The organism is Amycolatopsis sp. cmx-4-61 (genome assembly GCF_046548775.1).
In the GTDB taxonomy this organism is placed as follows: Bacteria; Actinomycetota; Actinomycetes; order Mycobacteriales; family Pseudonocardiaceae; genus Amycolatopsis.
The window spans coordinates 78,101-94,891 of the sequence record NZ_JAEBEI010000013.1 but is presented as its reverse complement, the minus strand read 5'-3'; the positions used below and the strand labels follow the sequence as shown (position 1 = coordinate 94,891).

Annotated in this window: 10 protein-coding genes; 5 read left to right on the top strand and 5 right to left on the bottom strand. The window is 71.0% G+C overall.

Annotation, left to right across the window (positions count from 1 at the left end; genetic code table 11):
- Window positions 1-25: 25 nt before the first annotated feature.
- Together ACLJOU_RS30700 and ACLJOU_RS30695 are read left to right on the top strand one after the other, a co-directional pair.
- Entirely contained in the window at window positions 26-2,527 is a 2,502-nt protein-coding gene (locus ACLJOU_RS30700; protein ID WP_410572172.1) for a LamG-like jellyroll fold domain-containing protein, read from the top strand.
- Between the two features lie 78 nt (window positions 2,528-2,605).
- Window positions 2,606-4,993: a hypothetical protein gene (locus tag ACLJOU_RS30695; RefSeq protein WP_410572170.1), complete on the top strand. Its 2,388-nt coding sequence runs from the start codon at window positions 2,606-2,608 to the stop codon at window positions 4,991-4,993.
- A 41-nt stretch (window positions 4,994-5,034) separates the two neighbouring features.
- On the opposite strand, the gene ACLJOU_RS30690 is transcribed toward ACLJOU_RS30695, so the two are convergent.
- From ACLJOU_RS30690 to ACLJOU_RS30670, 5 genes are all read right to left on the bottom strand, one after another.
- On the bottom strand, window positions 5,035-5,685 hold the full coding sequence (locus tag ACLJOU_RS30690) for a TetR family transcriptional regulator (protein ID WP_410572168.1): 651 nt from the start codon (window positions 5,683-5,685) through the stop codon (window positions 5,035-5,037).
- A gap of 10 nt (window positions 5,686-5,695) precedes the next feature.
- Entirely contained in the window at window positions 5,696-6,124 is a 429-nt protein-coding gene (locus ACLJOU_RS30685) for a PGPGW domain-containing protein (RefSeq protein WP_410572167.1), read from the bottom strand.
- A complete protein-coding gene (locus ACLJOU_RS30680) occupies window positions 6,091-7,518 on the bottom strand; it encodes a serine hydrolase domain-containing protein (RefSeq protein ID WP_410572165.1) in 1,428 nt (475 codons plus the stop codon). The genes ACLJOU_RS30685 and ACLJOU_RS30680 overlap by 34 nt, the downstream gene beginning before the upstream one ends.
- Window positions 7,519-7,624: 106 nt before the next feature.
- The gene (locus ACLJOU_RS30675) at window positions 7,625-8,209 is read right to left on the bottom strand and encodes a CE1759 family FMN reductase (RefSeq protein ID WP_410572163.1); all 585 of its coding nucleotides are present in this window, start codon (window positions 8,207-8,209) and stop codon (window positions 7,625-7,627) included.
- Window positions 8,206-9,294, bottom strand: coding sequence for an LLM class flavin-dependent oxidoreductase (locus ACLJOU_RS30670; protein ID WP_410572162.1), 1,089 nt, complete (start codon window positions 9,292-9,294; stop codon window positions 8,206-8,208). The genes ACLJOU_RS30675 and ACLJOU_RS30670 overlap by 4 nt, the downstream gene beginning before the upstream one ends.
- Before the next feature lie 107 nt (window positions 9,295-9,401).
- On the opposite strand from ACLJOU_RS30670, the gene ACLJOU_RS30665 reads away from it, so the two are divergent.
- The 3 genes from ACLJOU_RS30665 to ACLJOU_RS30655 all read left to right on the top strand — a co-directional run bounded on the left by ACLJOU_RS30665 (window position 9,402) and on the right by ACLJOU_RS30655 (window position 16,775).
- A complete protein-coding gene (locus ACLJOU_RS30665; RefSeq protein ID WP_410572161.1) occupies window positions 9,402-10,790 on the top strand; it encodes a hypothetical protein in 1,389 nt (462 codons plus the stop codon).
- Window positions 10,791-10,924: 134 nt separating this feature from the next.
- Window positions 10,925-12,976 (top strand): type IIA DNA topoisomerase subunit B, encoded by a 2,052-nt coding sequence (locus ACLJOU_RS30660; RefSeq protein WP_410572159.1) that lies wholly within the window; start codon window positions 10,925-10,927, stop codon window positions 12,974-12,976.
- 28 nt (window positions 12,977-13,004) lie between these two features.
- Entirely contained in the window at window positions 13,005-16,775 is a 3,771-nt protein-coding gene (locus ACLJOU_RS30655) for a DNA gyrase subunit A (RefSeq protein ID WP_410572158.1), read from the top strand.
- The last annotated feature ends 16 nt before the right edge of the window (window positions 16,776-16,791 follow it).

The following is a 16,791-nucleotide window of genomic DNA, read 5'->3' as shown; positions in this document are numbered from 1 at the left end:
GCATCCCCTACCAGGAGGTTCAACGATGCTTCACCCTGCCCGAAAATCCCGGAGATGGCTCACCGCGGCCGCCGCGTTCGCGGTCGCGGTGGCCGGCCTCGGCACCGCGCCCGCCGCGAGCGCGGCCGACACCCCGCAGACACCACAGTGGCAGCGGCTCACCCCGCCGCTGTCCACGCCGTGGACCAAGGACGTCTCCCCGACGAACGCCCTCCCCGACTACCCCCGCCCCCAGCTGACCCGCGACAGGTGGCAGAACCTCAACGGCGTCTGGGAATTCGCCAAGGCGACCCCGGGCGAGGCCGCCCCGGTCGGCAAGACGCTGGGAGAGCGCATCCTCGTGCCCTACCCGGTGGAGTCCGCGCTGTCCGGGATCATGCGCCACGAAACGAACATGTGGTACCGCCGCACGTTCGAGGTCCCGAAGAACTGGCAGGTCGGTAAGAACGGGCAGCGGCTCCTGCTGCACTTCCAGGCCGTCGACTACGACACGACGGTGATCGTCAACGGCAAGACCGTCGGCCGCCACACCGGCGGCTACGACGCCTGGTCCGTCGACGTCACCGACGCGCTGACCACGAAGGCCACCCAGGAGGTCGTCGTCGGCGTCGCGGACCCGAACGACCAGGGCGGGCAGCCGCTCGGCAAGCAGCGCTCGCCCGGTGACGGCATCTTCTACACGCCGTCGTCGGGCATCTGGCAGACCGTCTGGCTGGAGCCGGTGGCGTCCGCACGCATCGACCGCCTCGATGTCACGCCGGACCTCGGTTCGGTGACGGTGAAGGCGGTCGTCGGCGGGCCGGTGAAGCAGCGGGTCGAAGCCGTCGCCTACGACCACGGCCGCCCGGTCGGGCGGGTGAGCGGTGACGCGAACCAGCCGCTGAAGCTGAAGGTGGACCGGCCGCACCTGTGGTCGCCGGACGACCCGTTCCTCTACGAGCTGCGCGTGAAGCTCTCGGGTGGCGACGAAGTCGGCTCGTACTTCGGGCTGCGCACGATCGGGCTCGGCAAGACCGCCGACGGCAAGCAGCGGATGCTGCTCAACGGCAAGTTCGTCATGCAGGTCGGCCCGCTGGACCAGGGCTTCTGGCCGGACGGGATCTACACGGCACCGACCGACACGGCGCTGAAGTTCGACCTGGAGCAGGAGAAGGCCCTCGGCTTCAACATGGTGCGCAAGCACATCAAGGTCGAGCCGGACCGCTGGTACTACTACGCCGACAAGCTCGGCCTGCTGGTCTGGCAGGACATGCCGGCGATGAAGGACGACGTCGAGCCGTCCGCGGCCGCGCGCGTCAACTACGAGTCCGAGATGAAGCGGATGATCGACCAGCACCGCAGCTTCCCGTCGATCGTCACGTGGGTGCCGTTCAACGAAGGCTGGGGCGACTACGAAGTCGGCCGCATCGCCGACGAGGTCAAGGCGTGGGATCCATCGCGCCTGGTCAACGCCGAATCCGGCGTCAACTGCTGCCGGTCCGAACCGGACAGCGGCAAGGGTGACATCTACGACGACCACACCTACACCGGTCCCGGGACGCCCGCGCAGACCGGGACGCGCGCGGCGGTCGACGGCGAGTACGGCGGCCTCGGCCTCAAGGTCGCCGGGCACGAGTTCGACGCGTCGGGCAGCTTCGCCTACGAGATGGAGCCCGACAGCGCCACCCTGACGCGGCGCTACGGCGAACTCCAGCAGCGCCTGCTGCTGGTCGCCCAGCGGTGCGGGGTGTCCGCGGGGGTCTACACGCAGACCACCGACGTCGAGAAGGAGGTCAACGGCTTCTTCACCTACGACCGGCAGGTGAAGAAGATGGACTTCGCGGCGGTCCGCGCGGCGAACCTCGCGGTGATCAAGGGCGCCACCGGCGCCCCGGTGTCCGGGCCGTCGGTGCCCGCCGGGACGCCCGGGATCGACGGGATCGCCGCGTACCCGTTCGACGAGAACGCGGGCACGGTGGCGAAGGACGTCGCCGGCAGCCACGACGCCACGCTCGTCGGCGGCGCGTCCTGGACCGCGGGCAAGAGCGGATCGGCGTTGGCCACCAACGGTTCCGGCCAGTTCGCCGACACCGGTGCCGCACTGGTGAACACCGAAGGCAGCTACAGCGCGGCCGCGTGGGTGAAGTTCAACGCGGTGGGTGACGGCTTCCAGACCGTGGTGAGCCAGGACGGCGACGACCACAGCGCCTTCTTCCTGCAGTACTCGGGCGCGGACCACCGGCTGGCGATGAGCTTCGTGGGCACGCGGGCGCTGGCGCCCACGGCTCCGGAAGTGAACCACTGGTACCACGTGGTCGGCGTCCGCGATGCGGCGGCGGGCACGCTCAAGCTGTACGTCGACGGCCAGCTGGCGGCGACGAAGAGCGTCTGCCTCGGCGAAGCGTCGACCGGCCACACGGTGATCGGCCGCGGCAAGTACGGCGGCGGCCCGGTCGACTACCTCAACGGCGCGGTCGACCAGGTGCACGTCTACGACCGGGCGCTGTCCGACGCGGACGTGAGCGCGCTGTATTCCAGCGGGAAGTAGGCAACCGGAACCACCCTCGGTGCGTGTTCGGCCCGGGGGACCGCGCTCGCGGTCCCCCGGGTCTCGCAGTTTCAGGGGGTGAGCCTTTTGGGCTCCGGAAGAGCGAAAGCGGCCACCACCGCCGTCACCGCGGCGTTGCTCGTGGCCGGCACGGCCGTTCCGGCCTCGGCCACGCAGTACACGTCGATCCAGTCGACGTCGTGGTCGTACACCGATTCGGCGCAGCCGAAGCAGAGTTTCGTCAACCCGGCCGGGGACGCGCCGATCGGCGCGAAGGTCACGGCCGACCACAAGAAGCACGTGTCCAAGTCGTACTTCACGTTCGACCTCTCCGGGCTGCGTGGCGCGAAGGTGCTTTCCGCCGAGCTGTCCGGCCGGGAGACCGCGGTCGCCGACTGCTCGGCACCGCGCGGGACCGAGCTGTGGGTCACGGCCCCGGCGCGGAAGGCCCCGACCTGGGACGACCAGCCGCGCGAGCTGACCAAGCTGGCCGGCCCCGGCAGCCTCGACGTCTGCCCCTCGGACTACCTCGACTGGGACGCCGGACCGCCGCTGCAGCAGGCGATCGACGCCGGCCGGACGTCGCTGACGCTCGTGCTGCGCCTGCCGGACGACCAGCAGCACGACCCGCGCTTCGGCCGGACCTACCGGCCGATGCTGTACGTCAGCCTGCAGAAGAACCAGCCGCCGACGACGCCGGTGAACCTGAAGACCGGTCAGCACGCCTGCGCGGAAACCCCGCTGGTCCGGCGCGGGGGCGCCGCGATGTCGGCGACCGTCAGCGACCCGGACGACTACAGCTTCTCCGCCGAGTTCGCCTGGTGGCCGGTCGACCACCCGGACCAGCGCGTGACCGGCATCGATTCCTACGTCAACGGCACGGAAGCGTACTTCGACCCGGACGCGCAGCTCGCCGACGGCGTCACCTACGCCTGGCAGGTCCGCGGGAAGGACTCGCTCGCCACCAGCGCGTGGAGCGCGATCTGCCGGTTCACCACGGACTTCACCCCGCCGGCCACCGCACCGGCGATCACCTCGGCCGACTACGTGTACGAGGTGCCCGGCAAGGGCGGCATCGGCATCCCCGGCGACTTCACCCTCGACGCCGGCGGGGACACCGCGGTCGTCGGCTTCCGGTGGCAGGCCGGGTACGAGGGGAGCGGCGGCTACGTCGCGGCCGACCGGCCCGGCGGCACGGCCACGGTCCGGTACACCCCGGGCAGCGACGGGCCGATGAGCATGTCCGCGTCCGGCGTGGACGCCGCCGGGAACACCGGGCCGTCCGGCGACTACCGGTTCTTCGTGGCGCGCAACGGTCCCTCGATGACCTGCACGCCGGCGCGGGCCTTCCTCGGCGAGACCCGGCAGTGCACGTTCGGCCCGCACGGCACCGACGGCGCCACCGCGTACGTCTACAAGATCGACAACGGGCCCGAGACGACGCTGACCCCGGGCGCGGACGGCACCGCCACGATCACCGTCACGCCCACCGACGTCAGGAAGCAGTACGACGTCACCGTGCGGGCGCGGATGACCAACGGGAACCTGTCCGGCCCCGGAGGTGGCCGGCTCGACATCGACCGGGGGCTGCCGGTGATCGACGTGCCCGCCGACGCCATGGTCGGCAAGCCCGTCGTCTTCACGCTGCACGCCACGCTGCCGGGCTCGACGTCGTTCACCTACGTCTGGGACGACGGCGAACCGGTGTCGGTCCCGGTGGGACCGGACGGCACGGCGCAGGTCAGCATCGTGCCGGAAACGCCGTACAGCCACTACCTCGACGCGTTCACGACGACCGCGGGCGGACTGGTGTCGGCGACGAAGCAGCAATACGTTTCGGTGGCCACGAACGGCCCGGTGGTGACGAGCACCGACTTCCCCGAGTGCTGCGAAGGCGCCTACGTCACCACGCCGGGGACGTTCACGTTCTCGTCCCCCGTCCCGGGCGTCGTGAGCTACACGTACTCGCTGTACCGGGGCGCGTCGGGCACGGTGCCCGCCGGCCCGGACGGCACGGCGAGCGTCTCCCTGACGCCGCTCACCACCGACACGCAGTACCTGACCGTGACGAGCACGTTCGCCGACGGTTCGGTGTCCCAGGCGGGGTACTACTCCTTCTACCCGAAGTCGGCTGCCCCGCCGCTCACCTGCGACCTGACCGGCAACGCCCGGCCCGGCCAGGTGGTGCACTGCACGCTGAAGCCGGTCCAGCCGGGCCTGGCCTCGTACGGCTACGTGATCACCGCGGACGGCGTCACCGGACCGGAGGTGGCGGTCCGGCCGGGCGCGGACGGCACGGGAGCGTTCGAGTTCACCGCACCGGCGACCGGCACGAAGATCTGGCTGAACGTGACGGCCTGGAGCGCCAACGCGGCCGGGCAGCGCACGGACACTTCGTACACCAGCTGCTACGTCGACCCGGCCGCGAGCGCGGGCCCGGCGAAGCAGGCGGTCCGCGCGGTCTGAGCGCGCGTGACGGCCACCCGCGGTGGGTGGCCGTCACGGCTTCACCGCTGCCGGGCGACCAGCCCGGCGAGGAGGTTCGTCAGCCCCTCCGCCAGCTCGAACGCCGGCGGGTCGCCCTGCTCGACGGCCGCCACGGCCGCCGTCGGGTGGGCGGCCGGCCACGAGCCCGACAGCACCACCACCACTGCGTGGGCGAAGTGGCGGGCCGCGCCGGGCGGCAGCTCCGGCACCCGGGCCCGGACCAGCTCGCCCAGCCGCCCGGTGTTCGCGGCGGCCCGGCGTTTGAAGCTGCGGGCGTAGTCCACCGGGATGTTGCGCTCCAGCACCGGCGCCATCGCGCTCAGCAGCTCGCACAGCACCCGGCGCCCGGTGAGGGTCGCCGCGATCGTCCCGGCGATCCGCGCCTCGCGCGCGAAGCCGGGCTCCGCCGGGCCCGGTTCGCCCAGTGCCTCCGCCAGTTCGTCGAGCCACGCCGTCCACAGCCCGTCGAGGACCTCCAGGAAGACCGCCTCGCGGCTGTCGAAGTACCGGAGCACGTTGGACTTCGCCAGCCCGACCCGGCAGCTGAGCTCCCGCAGGCTGATTTCGGCGACCGGGCGCTCGGCGAGCAGCTCCCCCGCGACGGCGAGGATGGCCCGGCGCCGCGCCTCGACCTGCTCGGGGCGGCGGGCGCGCTGGAATCCGGCGCTCATGGCGCCGAGGCTACCGGTCGGTCGACGCCTTCGCGCCGGTCTCGCGGCGCGACTTGACCCGCTGGTAACTCCAGCCCAGCAGCGCGAACAGGATGACCGACGACAGGATCAGGCTCGACCCGGTGCTCCAGCCGCTGAACGGCAGCGACTTCACCGTGCCCCAGACGATGCCCGCCGCCAGCAGCGCCAGCCCGGCCAGCACCGAGCCGGCGATCCGCAGCGGCGAGGACACGCTCTCCTCCGCCGCCTTCATCGCGCGGTCGCGCACCGGGTCGACGTACTTCTCGAGCGCGGGGAACTCCGAGGCCAGGACCAGCAGCCCGGCGAGCACGAGCAGCAGCCCGGGGCCGGGCAGGACCAGCAGCAGCACCCCGACCAGCAGCAGGACGGCCCCCGCCACCGTGATCAGGATCCGCTTCGCCTGTTTGCCGATGCCCACCGGGCGTCTCCCCTCGTCGTGTCCGATTCTTCCGGGTCGCGGCGCCGCGTGCCACTCGCGAGGGCCCGCGCCCTGGCCGTGGCCACGACCAGGCCGGCGAGCGCGACCACGCCGAGCGAGGCCACGAGCCCCGGCCAGACGTGGAGCACCTGGACGTAGGTACCCCGCCGCCCCGCGAATACCCATCCGAGCAGCTGCGGCAGGAACACCAGCGGGACGAGCGGCAGCAGCGGCGGCACGAGCCGCCACCACCGCGGGTTCCGCCGGGCCCGGCGCACGCCGAGCACCGCGAGACCGGCCGCGACCAGGGCCACTGCGCCCAGCACCCGGTCGGCGACCACCCCGGCGGGCAGGCCGGGCTCCGGCGCCCCGCCCTCGAGCAGGTTCGCGAGGTCCCTGGCCAGCAGCTCGGCCTCGTTGTCCAGCGCCATCCCGGTGTTCGCGACCACGGCGACGCCGTACCCGCCGGGCAGCAGCACCTGGGCCGCGGTGTGGGAGAACCAGTCGCCGGTGTGCGACACCCGGCCGTCCCGGACGGTCCAGCCGAGCGCGTAGTCGCGTCCGGGTGCGGGCGTGTGCGCCAGCCGGACCGACGCCGGGGACAGCACGCCACCGCCGTCCTGCTGTGCGCGCAGCCACTTGGCCAGGTCCTCCGCGGTGCTGAGCACGCCGTGGCTGCCGCCGGTGAACCAGTCCGGTTCGGACACCCCGACCGCGATGCCGAAAGCCCGGACGTACCCGTCGGTCCCCGGCGGCGGCATGTCGACGGTGGTGCTCGCCGTCATCCCGAGCGGGGCGAACAGCCTCGTCGTCAGGTACCCGGCGAAGGGCTGCCCGGCCACGACCTCGACGATCCGGGCGGCCACTTCGTAGTTCGGGTTGTGGTAGTGGAACTCCGCGCCGGGCTCGCTCGCCAGCGGCGCGTCCCGCAGCCGGGTGACGGCCTCGGCAAGGGTGTGCGGCTGCGACAGTTTCAGGTCGGGGAAGGCGGAGTCGGCCATCCCGGACGTCTGGTCCAGCAGCATCCGGACGGTGATCTTTCCCCCGCGGGGATCGGCGAGCTGATAGTCCGGGAGGTAGCGCGTCACCGGCTCGTCGAGGTTCAGGCGTCCGGCTTCGGCCAGTTGCAACGCGGCGAAGGCGGTCATGGACTTGCTCAGCGACGCGATCGGGAGGCGGGTCGACGCGGTCATCGGCCCGCCTGCGGCGTCGTGGCCGTACCCGGCGACGCGCACGACGTCCGGGCCGTGGGTGACGGCGACGGCGGCGCCGGGCAGGCCGGTGTGGTCGAGGTAGGCGCGGACGTAACCGTCGATGTCCCGCGGCGGCGCCGCGTGCGCCGGGGTGGCGGTGGCGAGCAGCAGGGCCGCGAGCACGAGGATAAGCCTGGTCATGCCGGGAAAGTAGGCGGCGGGCACCCCCGGCGGCTGCTGCCGGAGGGCGGGCACCACCCCCTACTTTCGACAGGCTTTCCGCGGGGCGCCCGCCCGGCACGAACGGCTACTGCGCCAAGAGCTGTTCGAACGGGACGAAATCCGGCTCCTTCGCCACCGCAACCCGTCCCTCGGCCGCCGAAGCGAGCTCCGCACCGGCCTTCTCGATCCGCCGCTGCAACGCCCCCGACGCCTCGCCACTGCCCCAGTCCGACGAAGCCGCGAACACGCCCGTCGCGACCGGATCCGCCTTCAGGTACCCGAACAGCGGCCGCAGCTGGTAGTCGACCACCAGCGAATGCCGTTCCGTCCCGCCGGTGGCCGCGAGCGCGACCGGCTTGCCCACCAGCGAATCCGTGTCCAGCACGTCGAAGAACGACTTGAACAGCCCGCTGTAGCCGGCCGTGAACACCGGGGTGACCGCGATCACCGCGTCCGCGCCGGTCACCGTTTCGACGGCCGTGCGCAGCGCGGGGCTCGGGAAGCCGGTCAGCAGGTTCTTCGTGACGTCCAAGGCGATGTCGCGCAGTTCCACCACGGACACCTCGACCGGGGACCCGGCCGCGGCGACCGTCGCCGCGGCCAGGCGGTCGGCCAGCAACCGCGTCGAGGACGGCACCGACAGCCCCGCGGTCACCACTGCGAGTTTCATACGGTCGCCTCCACCTGCGCCGCGGCCTTCAGGGACTCGTGGGTCGGCGCGTCCGGGACGTGCGCGGGCCGCAGCGCGTCCAGTTCCTTGCGCAGCACCGGAACGACCTGTTCGCCGAGCAGGTCGAGCTGCTCCAGCACCGTCTTCAGCGGCAGGCCGGCGTGGTCCATCAGGAACAGCTGGCGCTGGTAGTCGCCGAAGTGCTCGCGGAAGGTCAGCGTCTTGTCGATCACTTCCTGCGGGCTGCCGACGGTCAGCGGCGTCTGGTCGGTGAACTCCTCCAGGGACGGGCCGTGCCCGTACACCGGCGCGTTGTCGAAGTACGGCCGGAACTCGTTCCAGGCGTCCTGGGACTTCGGCCGGATGAACGCCTGCCCGCCGAGGCCGACGATCGCCTGGTCGGCCGAGCCGTGGCCGTAGTGCTCGAAGCGCTGGCGGTAGAACGAAATCAGCTGCTGGAAGTGCGAGGTCGGCCAGAAGATGTGGTTGGCGAAGAAGCCGTCACCGTAGTACGCGGCCTGCTCGGCGATCTCCGGGCTGCGGATCGAACCGTGCCAGACGAACGGCGGGACGCCGTCCAGCGGCCGCGGGGTCGACGTGAAGCCCTGGAGCGGGGTGCGGAACTTGCCTTCCCAGTCCACGACGTCCTCGCGCCACAACCGGCGCAGCAGCGCGTAGTTCTCGATGGCCAGCGGGATGCCCTGGCGGATGTCCTGGCCGAACCACGGGTAGACCGGGCCGGTGTTGCCGCGACCCATCATGAGGTCGACGCGGCCGTCGGCGAGGTGCTGCAGCATCGCGAAGTCCTCGGCGATCTTCACCGGGTCGTTCGTGGTGATCAGGGTCGTCGACGTCGACAGGACCAGCTTGGACGTCTGCGCCGCGATGTGGCCCAGCATCGTCGTGGGCGACGACGGGACGAACGGCGGGTTGTGGTGCTCGCCGGTCGCGAAGACGTCGAGGCCGACCTCTTCGGCCTTGAGCGCGATGCGGACCATCGCCTTGATGCGCTCGTGTTCCGTCGGCGTGGTTCCGTTCGTGGGATCGGTCGTGACGTCGCCCACCGTGAAGATTCCGAACTGCATGACCTGCTCCCTTCGCGAGCACCATCTTACATGCGCGTTCAACTACTTCCAAGCAAGAGATATTCCGGCCGTCAGGGCTTCGAGGGGCACCGGCTAAGGTCGGGGGCATGGACGCGGAGCTCGCTCGGCTGGGTTTGGCCGAACGTTCGGTACGACTGCTCGCCGGTCGCGACATCTGGGCCTCGATCACCCCCCTGCTCGCCCCGCGCCGGAACCTGGTGGCCGCCTTCGGCCACGTCGGGCCCGGCGCGGCGGCCCTGCTGCCCCTGCAACCCGGCGACACGCTGATCACGGACGCGAGCCTGGACACGGTGCTGTCCGGGGCGACGAGCCCGCACGCGCTGCTGCACTGGGTCAAGGCGGGCGTGCTCGTGCACTCGCTGCGGGGGCTGAACGCGAAGCTGGTGATCGCCGAGGACGACCCCTCGTTCGTCGTGGTCGGCTCGGCCGACGTCACCGCCGCCGGCCCGCGGCAGCTGTTCGAGGCGGTCACCGTCTCGCACGAGCGGCACACCGTCGAGGAGGCCCAGGAGGCCTGGCTCGAGTGGTGCGACCTGGCGGGTCCCTCGCTGACCGCCGGCGACCTGGAGCCGCTGCTGGAGCAGTACGGCGCCGGCAAACTGGTCACGGCCCGGCCCGCACCGGCCCGGACCGCCGCGGCACCCGCCCGGCCGGTGGTGACCAGCCGTCCGGCGACGCCGGTCCGGCCCGCGGCCGCGACGCCGCCGCCGTCGCCCGTGCGCCCCGCCGCCCCCGCGCCGTCGCCGGTCCGCCCGGCGCCCACACCCCCACCTGCACCCACGCCGTCGCCGGTCCGCCCGGCCGTCGCCGCGGAAGTTCCGGCGGAAGCCGCGGCGCAGCCCGCCGCCCCGGAGCAGCCCGGGACCCCGGACCCGGCCACCACGACCCCCACGGAGGCCCCGGAGGCCACGGCCCCCACGGAGACCACCGGCACCACGGAACCGGTGGCGACCGAGCCGGAAGCCACCGACGTGCCCCGCCCGGCCTGGCCGCGCCCGGCCGAGCTGTACCTGGTCAGCCTCGTCGAAGGCGGCGAACCGAACGCCGAGGCCGCGTACCGGCTCGAGGAGCTGCAGCGCGAATACACCCACCCCGGCGAGGACGGCGAATCGCCGTTCCGGGTCGAACTGCTCTGGGCCGACGACGGCCAGGGCCAGGACCCGCCGCGCACGCTCCGCGCGGGCGTGCACGTGATCCCCGTTTACAGCCAGAAGCAGGGCCGGCCCCTCGTCGGGTCGCGGATCGAGGCCCCCGGTCTCGTCCTCCAGGCCTACATCGACGAATTCGCCTACCCCCGCCGGACGTACTGCTACGTCCTGACCCGGCAGTCGGCCGCGAAACCGGCCTTCGGCGACCTCCGCAAGGCCCTCGCCGCGATCGGCGAAAAGCCGAACTTCCGGAACAGCTTCCAGGTCCCGCGGAAGATCGAAGCCCTGCTGGGCCTGTGGCCCGACCTGGCCTACGACCCCCGCTAGCGCACGGCGCACGCCACTCCGGGGAGGACAGCGCGCGAAAGTTGTCGGGGTCGGCGGATATCCTGCACTACGGTGCAGGCGAGTCCGCACCACCACCAGCACTTTCGCGAGCCACGATCCGGGAGAACGACCCTGTGACTGCCGAGACCTTGTACGGGGCCGACGACCTGACGCATCTCGAGGGTCTCGAAGCCGTCCGCAAACGCCCCGGGATGTACATCGGCTCCACCGACAGCCGGGGCATCAACCACCTCTTCTCGGAGGTGGTGGACAACTCCACGGACGAGGGTGTCGCGGGCCACGCGACGAAGATCGTCGTCACCCTGCACGCCGACGGCAGCGTCCAGGTGGACGACGACGGCCGCGGCATCCCGACCGGCACCCACGCCAAGTCCGGTTTGTCCGGCGTGGAGCTGGTGCTGACGCGGCTGCACGCCGGCGGCAAGTTCGGCGGCTCCGGCTACAAGACCTCGGGCGGCCTGCACGGCGTCGGCGCTTCGGCGGTCAACGCGCTGTCGCACCGCTTCGACGTCACCGTGAAGCAGGACGGCAAGGTCCACCAGATGTCGTTCAAGCACGGCATCCCGGGCACGTTCGACGGGCCGGGCCCGAAGGCGAAGTTCACCCACCGCTCCGGGCTGAACCTCGTCGGCAAGATGAAGCGCGGCGAGCGCAGCGGCACCTCGATCCGCTACTGGTACGACGCGCGCTACTTCGAGTCCGGCGCGGCGCTCGACGTCGACGGGGTGCGCACGAAGCTGCGCAACACCGCGTTCCTCGTCCCGGGCGTCACCTACGTGCTGCGCACCGCGATCGAAGACACGATCAACGAAGAGACCTTCCACTTCCCGAACGGCCTGGTCGACATGGTCGACTTCCTCACGCCGTCGGGCGAGAAGCCGGTCTGCGGCACGCTGCTGATCACCGGCGAAGGCACGTACAAGGAGAACGCGGCCGACGCCGCCGGCGTCATGCAGTCCAATGTGGAGCGTCACGCCGAGGTCGAGGTGGCGCTGCGCTGGGGCACCGGCTACGAGCGCACGGTCGAGTGCTTCACCAACACGATCCGCAACGTCCACGGCGGCACGCACCGCCGCGGCTTCGACCGGGCGATGGCCAAGGCGTTGCAGGACGCCATCTCCAAGACCCGCGGCCTGCTCAAGCCGAAGGAGGACATGCCGACGATCGAGGACGTCCTCGAGGGCATGACCGCCGTGATCCACGTCCGGCTGCCGGAACCGCAGTTCACCTCGCAGACCAAGGACGAGCTGTCCACCGCCGGGATCACCCGGGTCATCCAGGGCATCGTCGACAAGCACGTCAAGGCGTGGACCGAGGACCGCAAGACGAAGTCCGAGGCCAAGGTCGTGCTGCAGAAGGTGGTCGACGCCTCCCGCGTCCGGCTCACCCAGAAGCAGCAGAAGGACGCCGCCCGGCGCAAGACCGCGCTCGAAGGCGCGGCGATGCCGCCGAAGCTGGTCGACTGCCGCACCACCGGCGTCTCCCGCAGCGAGCTGTTCCTGGTCGAGGGCGACAGCGCGCTCGGGTCGGCGCGGATGGCGCGCGTGTCGGAGTACCAGGCGCTGCTGCCGCTGCGCGGCAAGATCCTGAACGTGCAGAAGGCGTCACTGGGCGACACGCTGAAGAACGCCGAGATCGCGTCGATCGTGCAGGTCCTGGGCGCGGGCACCGGGCGCACGTTCGACCTGTCGACCATGCGCTACGGCCGGGTGATCCTGATGGCCGACGCCGACGTCGACGGCTCGCACATCCGCACGCTGCTGATCACGCTGTTCGCGAAGTACATGCGCCCGGTGATCGAGGACGGCCGGCTGTACGCGGCGATGCCGCCGCTGCACAAGCTCGTCACGAAGGGCCGCAACCCGGAGACGCACTTCACCTTCACCCAGCGCGAGATGGAGCAGAAGTTCGCCGAGCTGGAGCGGGCGGGCAAGAGCATCGTCACGCCGGTGCCGCGGTTCAAGGGTCTCGGCGAGATGGACGCCGACGAGCTGTGGGAGACCACGATGAACCCGGCGACCCGTTCGGTGCGCCGCATCACGATGGACGACGCCGAGGCCGCCGAGGCGGCGCTGGAACTGCTGATGGGCGAGAAGGTCGAGCCCCGGCGGAACTGGCTGGTCGCCTCTTCCGACCGGGTCGACCGCGAAGCCATCGACGCCTGATTTTTCGTAGCTACCAAGGAGTTCTGCCGTGGCACGCCGCAAGGGCACCACCACCAAGGTCGATCCCACCGCGTTCGACTCCCCCGGTGCGCACGTCTTCGACAACTCGCTGAAGACCGAGATCGAAGACTCCTACCTGGAGTACGCGTACTCGGTCATCCACTCGCGCGCCCTCCCGGACGCGCGGGACGGCCTGAAGCCGGTCCACCGCCGCATCCTGTACTCGATGAACGAGAACGGCTACCGCCCGACGCACGCGTACGTGAAGTCGTCCCGCGTGGTCGGCGACGTGATGGGCAAGTACCACCCGCACGGCGACGTCGCGATCTACGACGCGATGGTCCGGCTGGCGCAGGACTTCTCGCTGAACGTCCCGCTCATCGACGGGCACGGCAACTTCGGCAGCCCGGACGATGGCCCGGCTGCTTCGCGTTACTGCCTGGTGGGCGACACCCGGATCCGGCTGGCCGACGGGTCCAGTCCACGGATCGCCGACGTGGTGAACCTGCCCGCCGACTCGGAGGCCGACGCCGACTTCGAGGTCCTCGACAAGGACGGCAAGGCCGTCCAGGTCGACAAGGTCTTCAACTCCGGCGTGCACCCTACGATCCGGATCACGACGAAGTCGGGCTTCTCCCTCCGGGGCAGCGAGAACCACCCTGTCTTGTGCCTCGAGGCACCGATGGGCGTACCGATGTTCCAGTGGAAGCAGCTGGACGAGGTGAAGCCGGGCACGATCGTGTGCCTCGCCCGCAACGCGTGGAAGAACGTCGTCCCGACGGCCCGCGAGTACATGTTGGGCGTGCTGGCCGGCGCCTGGGTGTCCGAAGGTTTCGCCAGTGAGACAAGGGCAGGCTTCAACAACACCGACGAGCACTTCTTCGACGAAGTTCTCCACGCGTACGACCAGGTCGTCGGCGGCAAGAGGTACGTCTCCGAGCGCCGCACACGCCAGGACCGCAAGCTCATCCGGGAACTCGATGTCCAGGAGTACGCCGGCGGCATGGATGCCTTCCGGGCGAGCCCGCTCGGTGAGTTCATCGGCCACCGGGCGGCCGACAAAGTCGTCCCGGACTTCGTCTGGAGCGGCGGTGAGGGCACCAAACGGGCCTTCCTGATGGCTGCCTTCGAGGGCGACGGCGGCTGCCGGACGGCCAAGGACGGCTTCACGATCCAGTACACCACCTACAGCGAGCGGCTGGCCGCGGAGCTGCAGGAACTGCTCTCCGAGTTCGGCGTCATCGCCGTTCACCGGCGCTACACGCGGGCGAGTGGCTCCGTGGAACACCGGCTGGTCGTCTCCGGCCTGCGCAACGTGCGTGCGTTCGCCGAGCGGGTCGGGTTCCTGAAGACCAAGCAGGCGAGGCTGCAGGAGCTCGTCCAGCGGTCGGTCCTCCGCCCCCACCGGCTCAGCTCGGATCACGTCCCGTTCGTGGCCGACTACGTCCGCGGAGCCCTCGACTTCGACCGCCGGGGCAGCGGGCGCAAGTGGCTCACCCAGCACAACTTCGACCGCATCGAGCGCTGGGAGACCGAGCGGCTGCGGATCATCGACCGGATCAAGGACACCGAGGTACTGGCCACGATCCTGCCGATCATGGATTCCGGTTACCGGTTCGAAGAGGTCACCGAGGCGGTGACCGCCGCCCCGGCGGAGGTCTACTCCGTCCGCGTCACGACGGATGACCACTCGTTCCTGGCCGGCGGTTTCGTCAACCACAACACCGAAGCCCGCATGTCGCCCGAAGCGATGCAGCTGGTCGGCGAGCTCGGCGAGGACACCGTCGACTTCCGCCCCAACTACGACGGCTCGCTCGAAGAACCCTCCGTGCTCCCCGCCGCGTTCCCGAACCTGCTGGTCAACGGCACCTCCGGGATCGCGGTCGGGATGGCGACCAACATGATCCCGCACAACCTCGGCGAGGTCATCGCCGCGGCGCGGTGGCTGATCACCCACCCGTCCGCCACGCTGGACAAGCTGATGGAGTTCGTGCCCGGCCCCGACCTGCCGACCGGCGGCAAGCTGCTGGGCCTCGACGAGGTCCGCCGCGCCTACGAGACCGGCCGCGGCGTGGTCCGGATGCGGGCGAGCGTCGAAACGGGCCCGCTGGAAGGCAGCCGCGGGCGGCAGGCGATCACCGTCACCGAGCTGCCGTACGGCGTGGGCCCGGAGAAGGTGATCGAGAAGATCACCGACGAGGTCAACAAGTCCAAGCGGCTCACCGGCATCGCCGACGTCAAGGACCTCACCGACCGCGAGAACGGCACGCGGCTGGTCATCGAGTGCAAGGTGGGTGTCAACCCGCAGGCGCTGCTCGCGGACCTCTACCGGCTCACGCCGCTGGAGCAGTCGTTCGGCATCAACAACCTCGTCCTCGTCGACGGCCAGCCGCAGACCCTGGGCCTGAAGGAACTGCTGGAGGTCTTCCTCCGCCACCGCTACGACGTCGTCACGCGGCGCACCAGGTACCGGCGGCGCAAGCGCGAAGAGCGCCTGCACCTGGTCGACGGCCTGCTGATCGCGCTGTTGAACATCGACAAGGTGATCAAGCTGATCCGGGAAAGCGAGAACGCGCAGGCCGCGAAGGACGGCCTGATGACGCGCTTCAAGCTGTCGGAGATCCAGGCGACGTACATCCTCGACACCCCGCTGCGCCGGCTCACCAAGTACGACCGGCTCGAACTGGAGGCGGAGCAGGAGCGGCTGCGCGAGGAGATCGCGGAGCTGACGAAGATCCTCGACGACGAGTCGGTGCTGAAGAAGCTCGTCTCGGCGGAGCTGGCGAAGATCGCGAAGGACTTCACGACCGAGCGCCGCACCGCGCTGATCGACGGCGACCTGAAGGAGGTCCTGGCCGCGTCGAAGCCCTCCGGGCCGCTCGAGGTGGCGGACGACCCGTGCCAGGTGATCCTGTCGGCGACCGGCCTGGTGGCGCGCACGGCCGCGGAGTCCGAAGAAGCGACGGAGACACGCCGCCGCAACGGCCGCGTGAAGCACGACGCCGTCGCGGCCGTGGTCCACACGACCGCCCGCGGGCAGGTGCTGCTGGTGACCAGCCGCGGCCGGGCGTTCAAAACCGACGTGCTGCCGCTGCCGGTGCTGCCCGAGCAGGCCGGCACGGTGTCGCTGCGCGGCGGCATGGCGGCTCGCGAGCTGGTCCCGCTGGAGAAGGGCGAGACGGTCGTCGGCATCGCCCCCCTGGGCGAGCAGGCGGCGGGCTCTCCGGGCCTAGCGCTCGGCACCCGCGGCGGTGTCGTGAAGATCTGTTCGCCGGAGTGGCCGGTCCGCTCGGACGAGTTCGAAGTGATCTCGCTGAAGGACGGCGACGAAGTCGTCGGCGCGACCTGGCTGACGGACGGTTCGGAGACGCTGGCGTTCGTGTCGTCGGAGGCGTCGCTGCTGAAGTACGCGGCCTCCGTCGTCCGCCCACAGGGTCTCAAGGGCGGCGGCATGGCGGGCATGAACGTGGGTGCGGGGTCGGTGGTGTTCTTCGGCGCGGTCCGCACGGACGACGACGAGCACGGCGAGCCGATGGTGATCACCTCGACCGGCCAGAGCGTCAAGGTGACACCGTTCAGCGAGTACCCGGCGAAGGGCCGCGCGACGGGCGGGGTCCGGGCCCAGCGGTTCCTCAAGGGCGAAACGGCGCTGCGGGTGGCGTGGATCGGCCCGCGTCCGGCGGGGTCGGCCCGCAACGGCGACCCGGTGGAGCTGCCGGAGATCGACGTCCGCCGCGACGGTTCGGGGCACGCGCACCCGGGCCCGGACGTGGTGGGCCACCTCATCGAGCGCGACTGACCGCCGGTCGGGAGCA

Excerpts from the sequence above, each read along its gene's own strand:
- ACLJOU_RS30700 (WP_410572172.1), top strand. The coding sequence starts at position 26 with ATGCTTCACCCTGCCCGAAAATCCCGGAGATGGCTCACCGCGGCCGCC.
- ACLJOU_RS30690 (WP_410572168.1), bottom strand. The coding sequence starts at position 5,685 with ATGAGCGCCGGATTCCAGCGCGCCCGCCGCCCCGAGCAGGTCGAGGCG.
- ACLJOU_RS30680 (WP_410572165.1), bottom strand. The coding sequence starts at position 7,518 with ATGACCAGGCTTATCCTCGTGCTCGCGGCCCTGCTGCTCGCCACCGCC.
- ACLJOU_RS30675 (WP_410572163.1), bottom strand. The coding sequence starts at position 8,209 with ATGAAACTCGCAGTGGTGACCGCGGGGCTGTCGGTGCCGTCCTCGACG.
- ACLJOU_RS30670 (WP_410572162.1), bottom strand. The coding sequence starts at position 9,294 with ATGCAGTTCGGAATCTTCACGGTGGGCGACGTCACGACCGATCCCACG.
- ACLJOU_RS30665 (WP_410572161.1), top strand. The coding sequence starts at position 9,402 with ATGGACGCGGAGCTCGCTCGGCTGGGTTTGGCCGAACGTTCGGTACGA.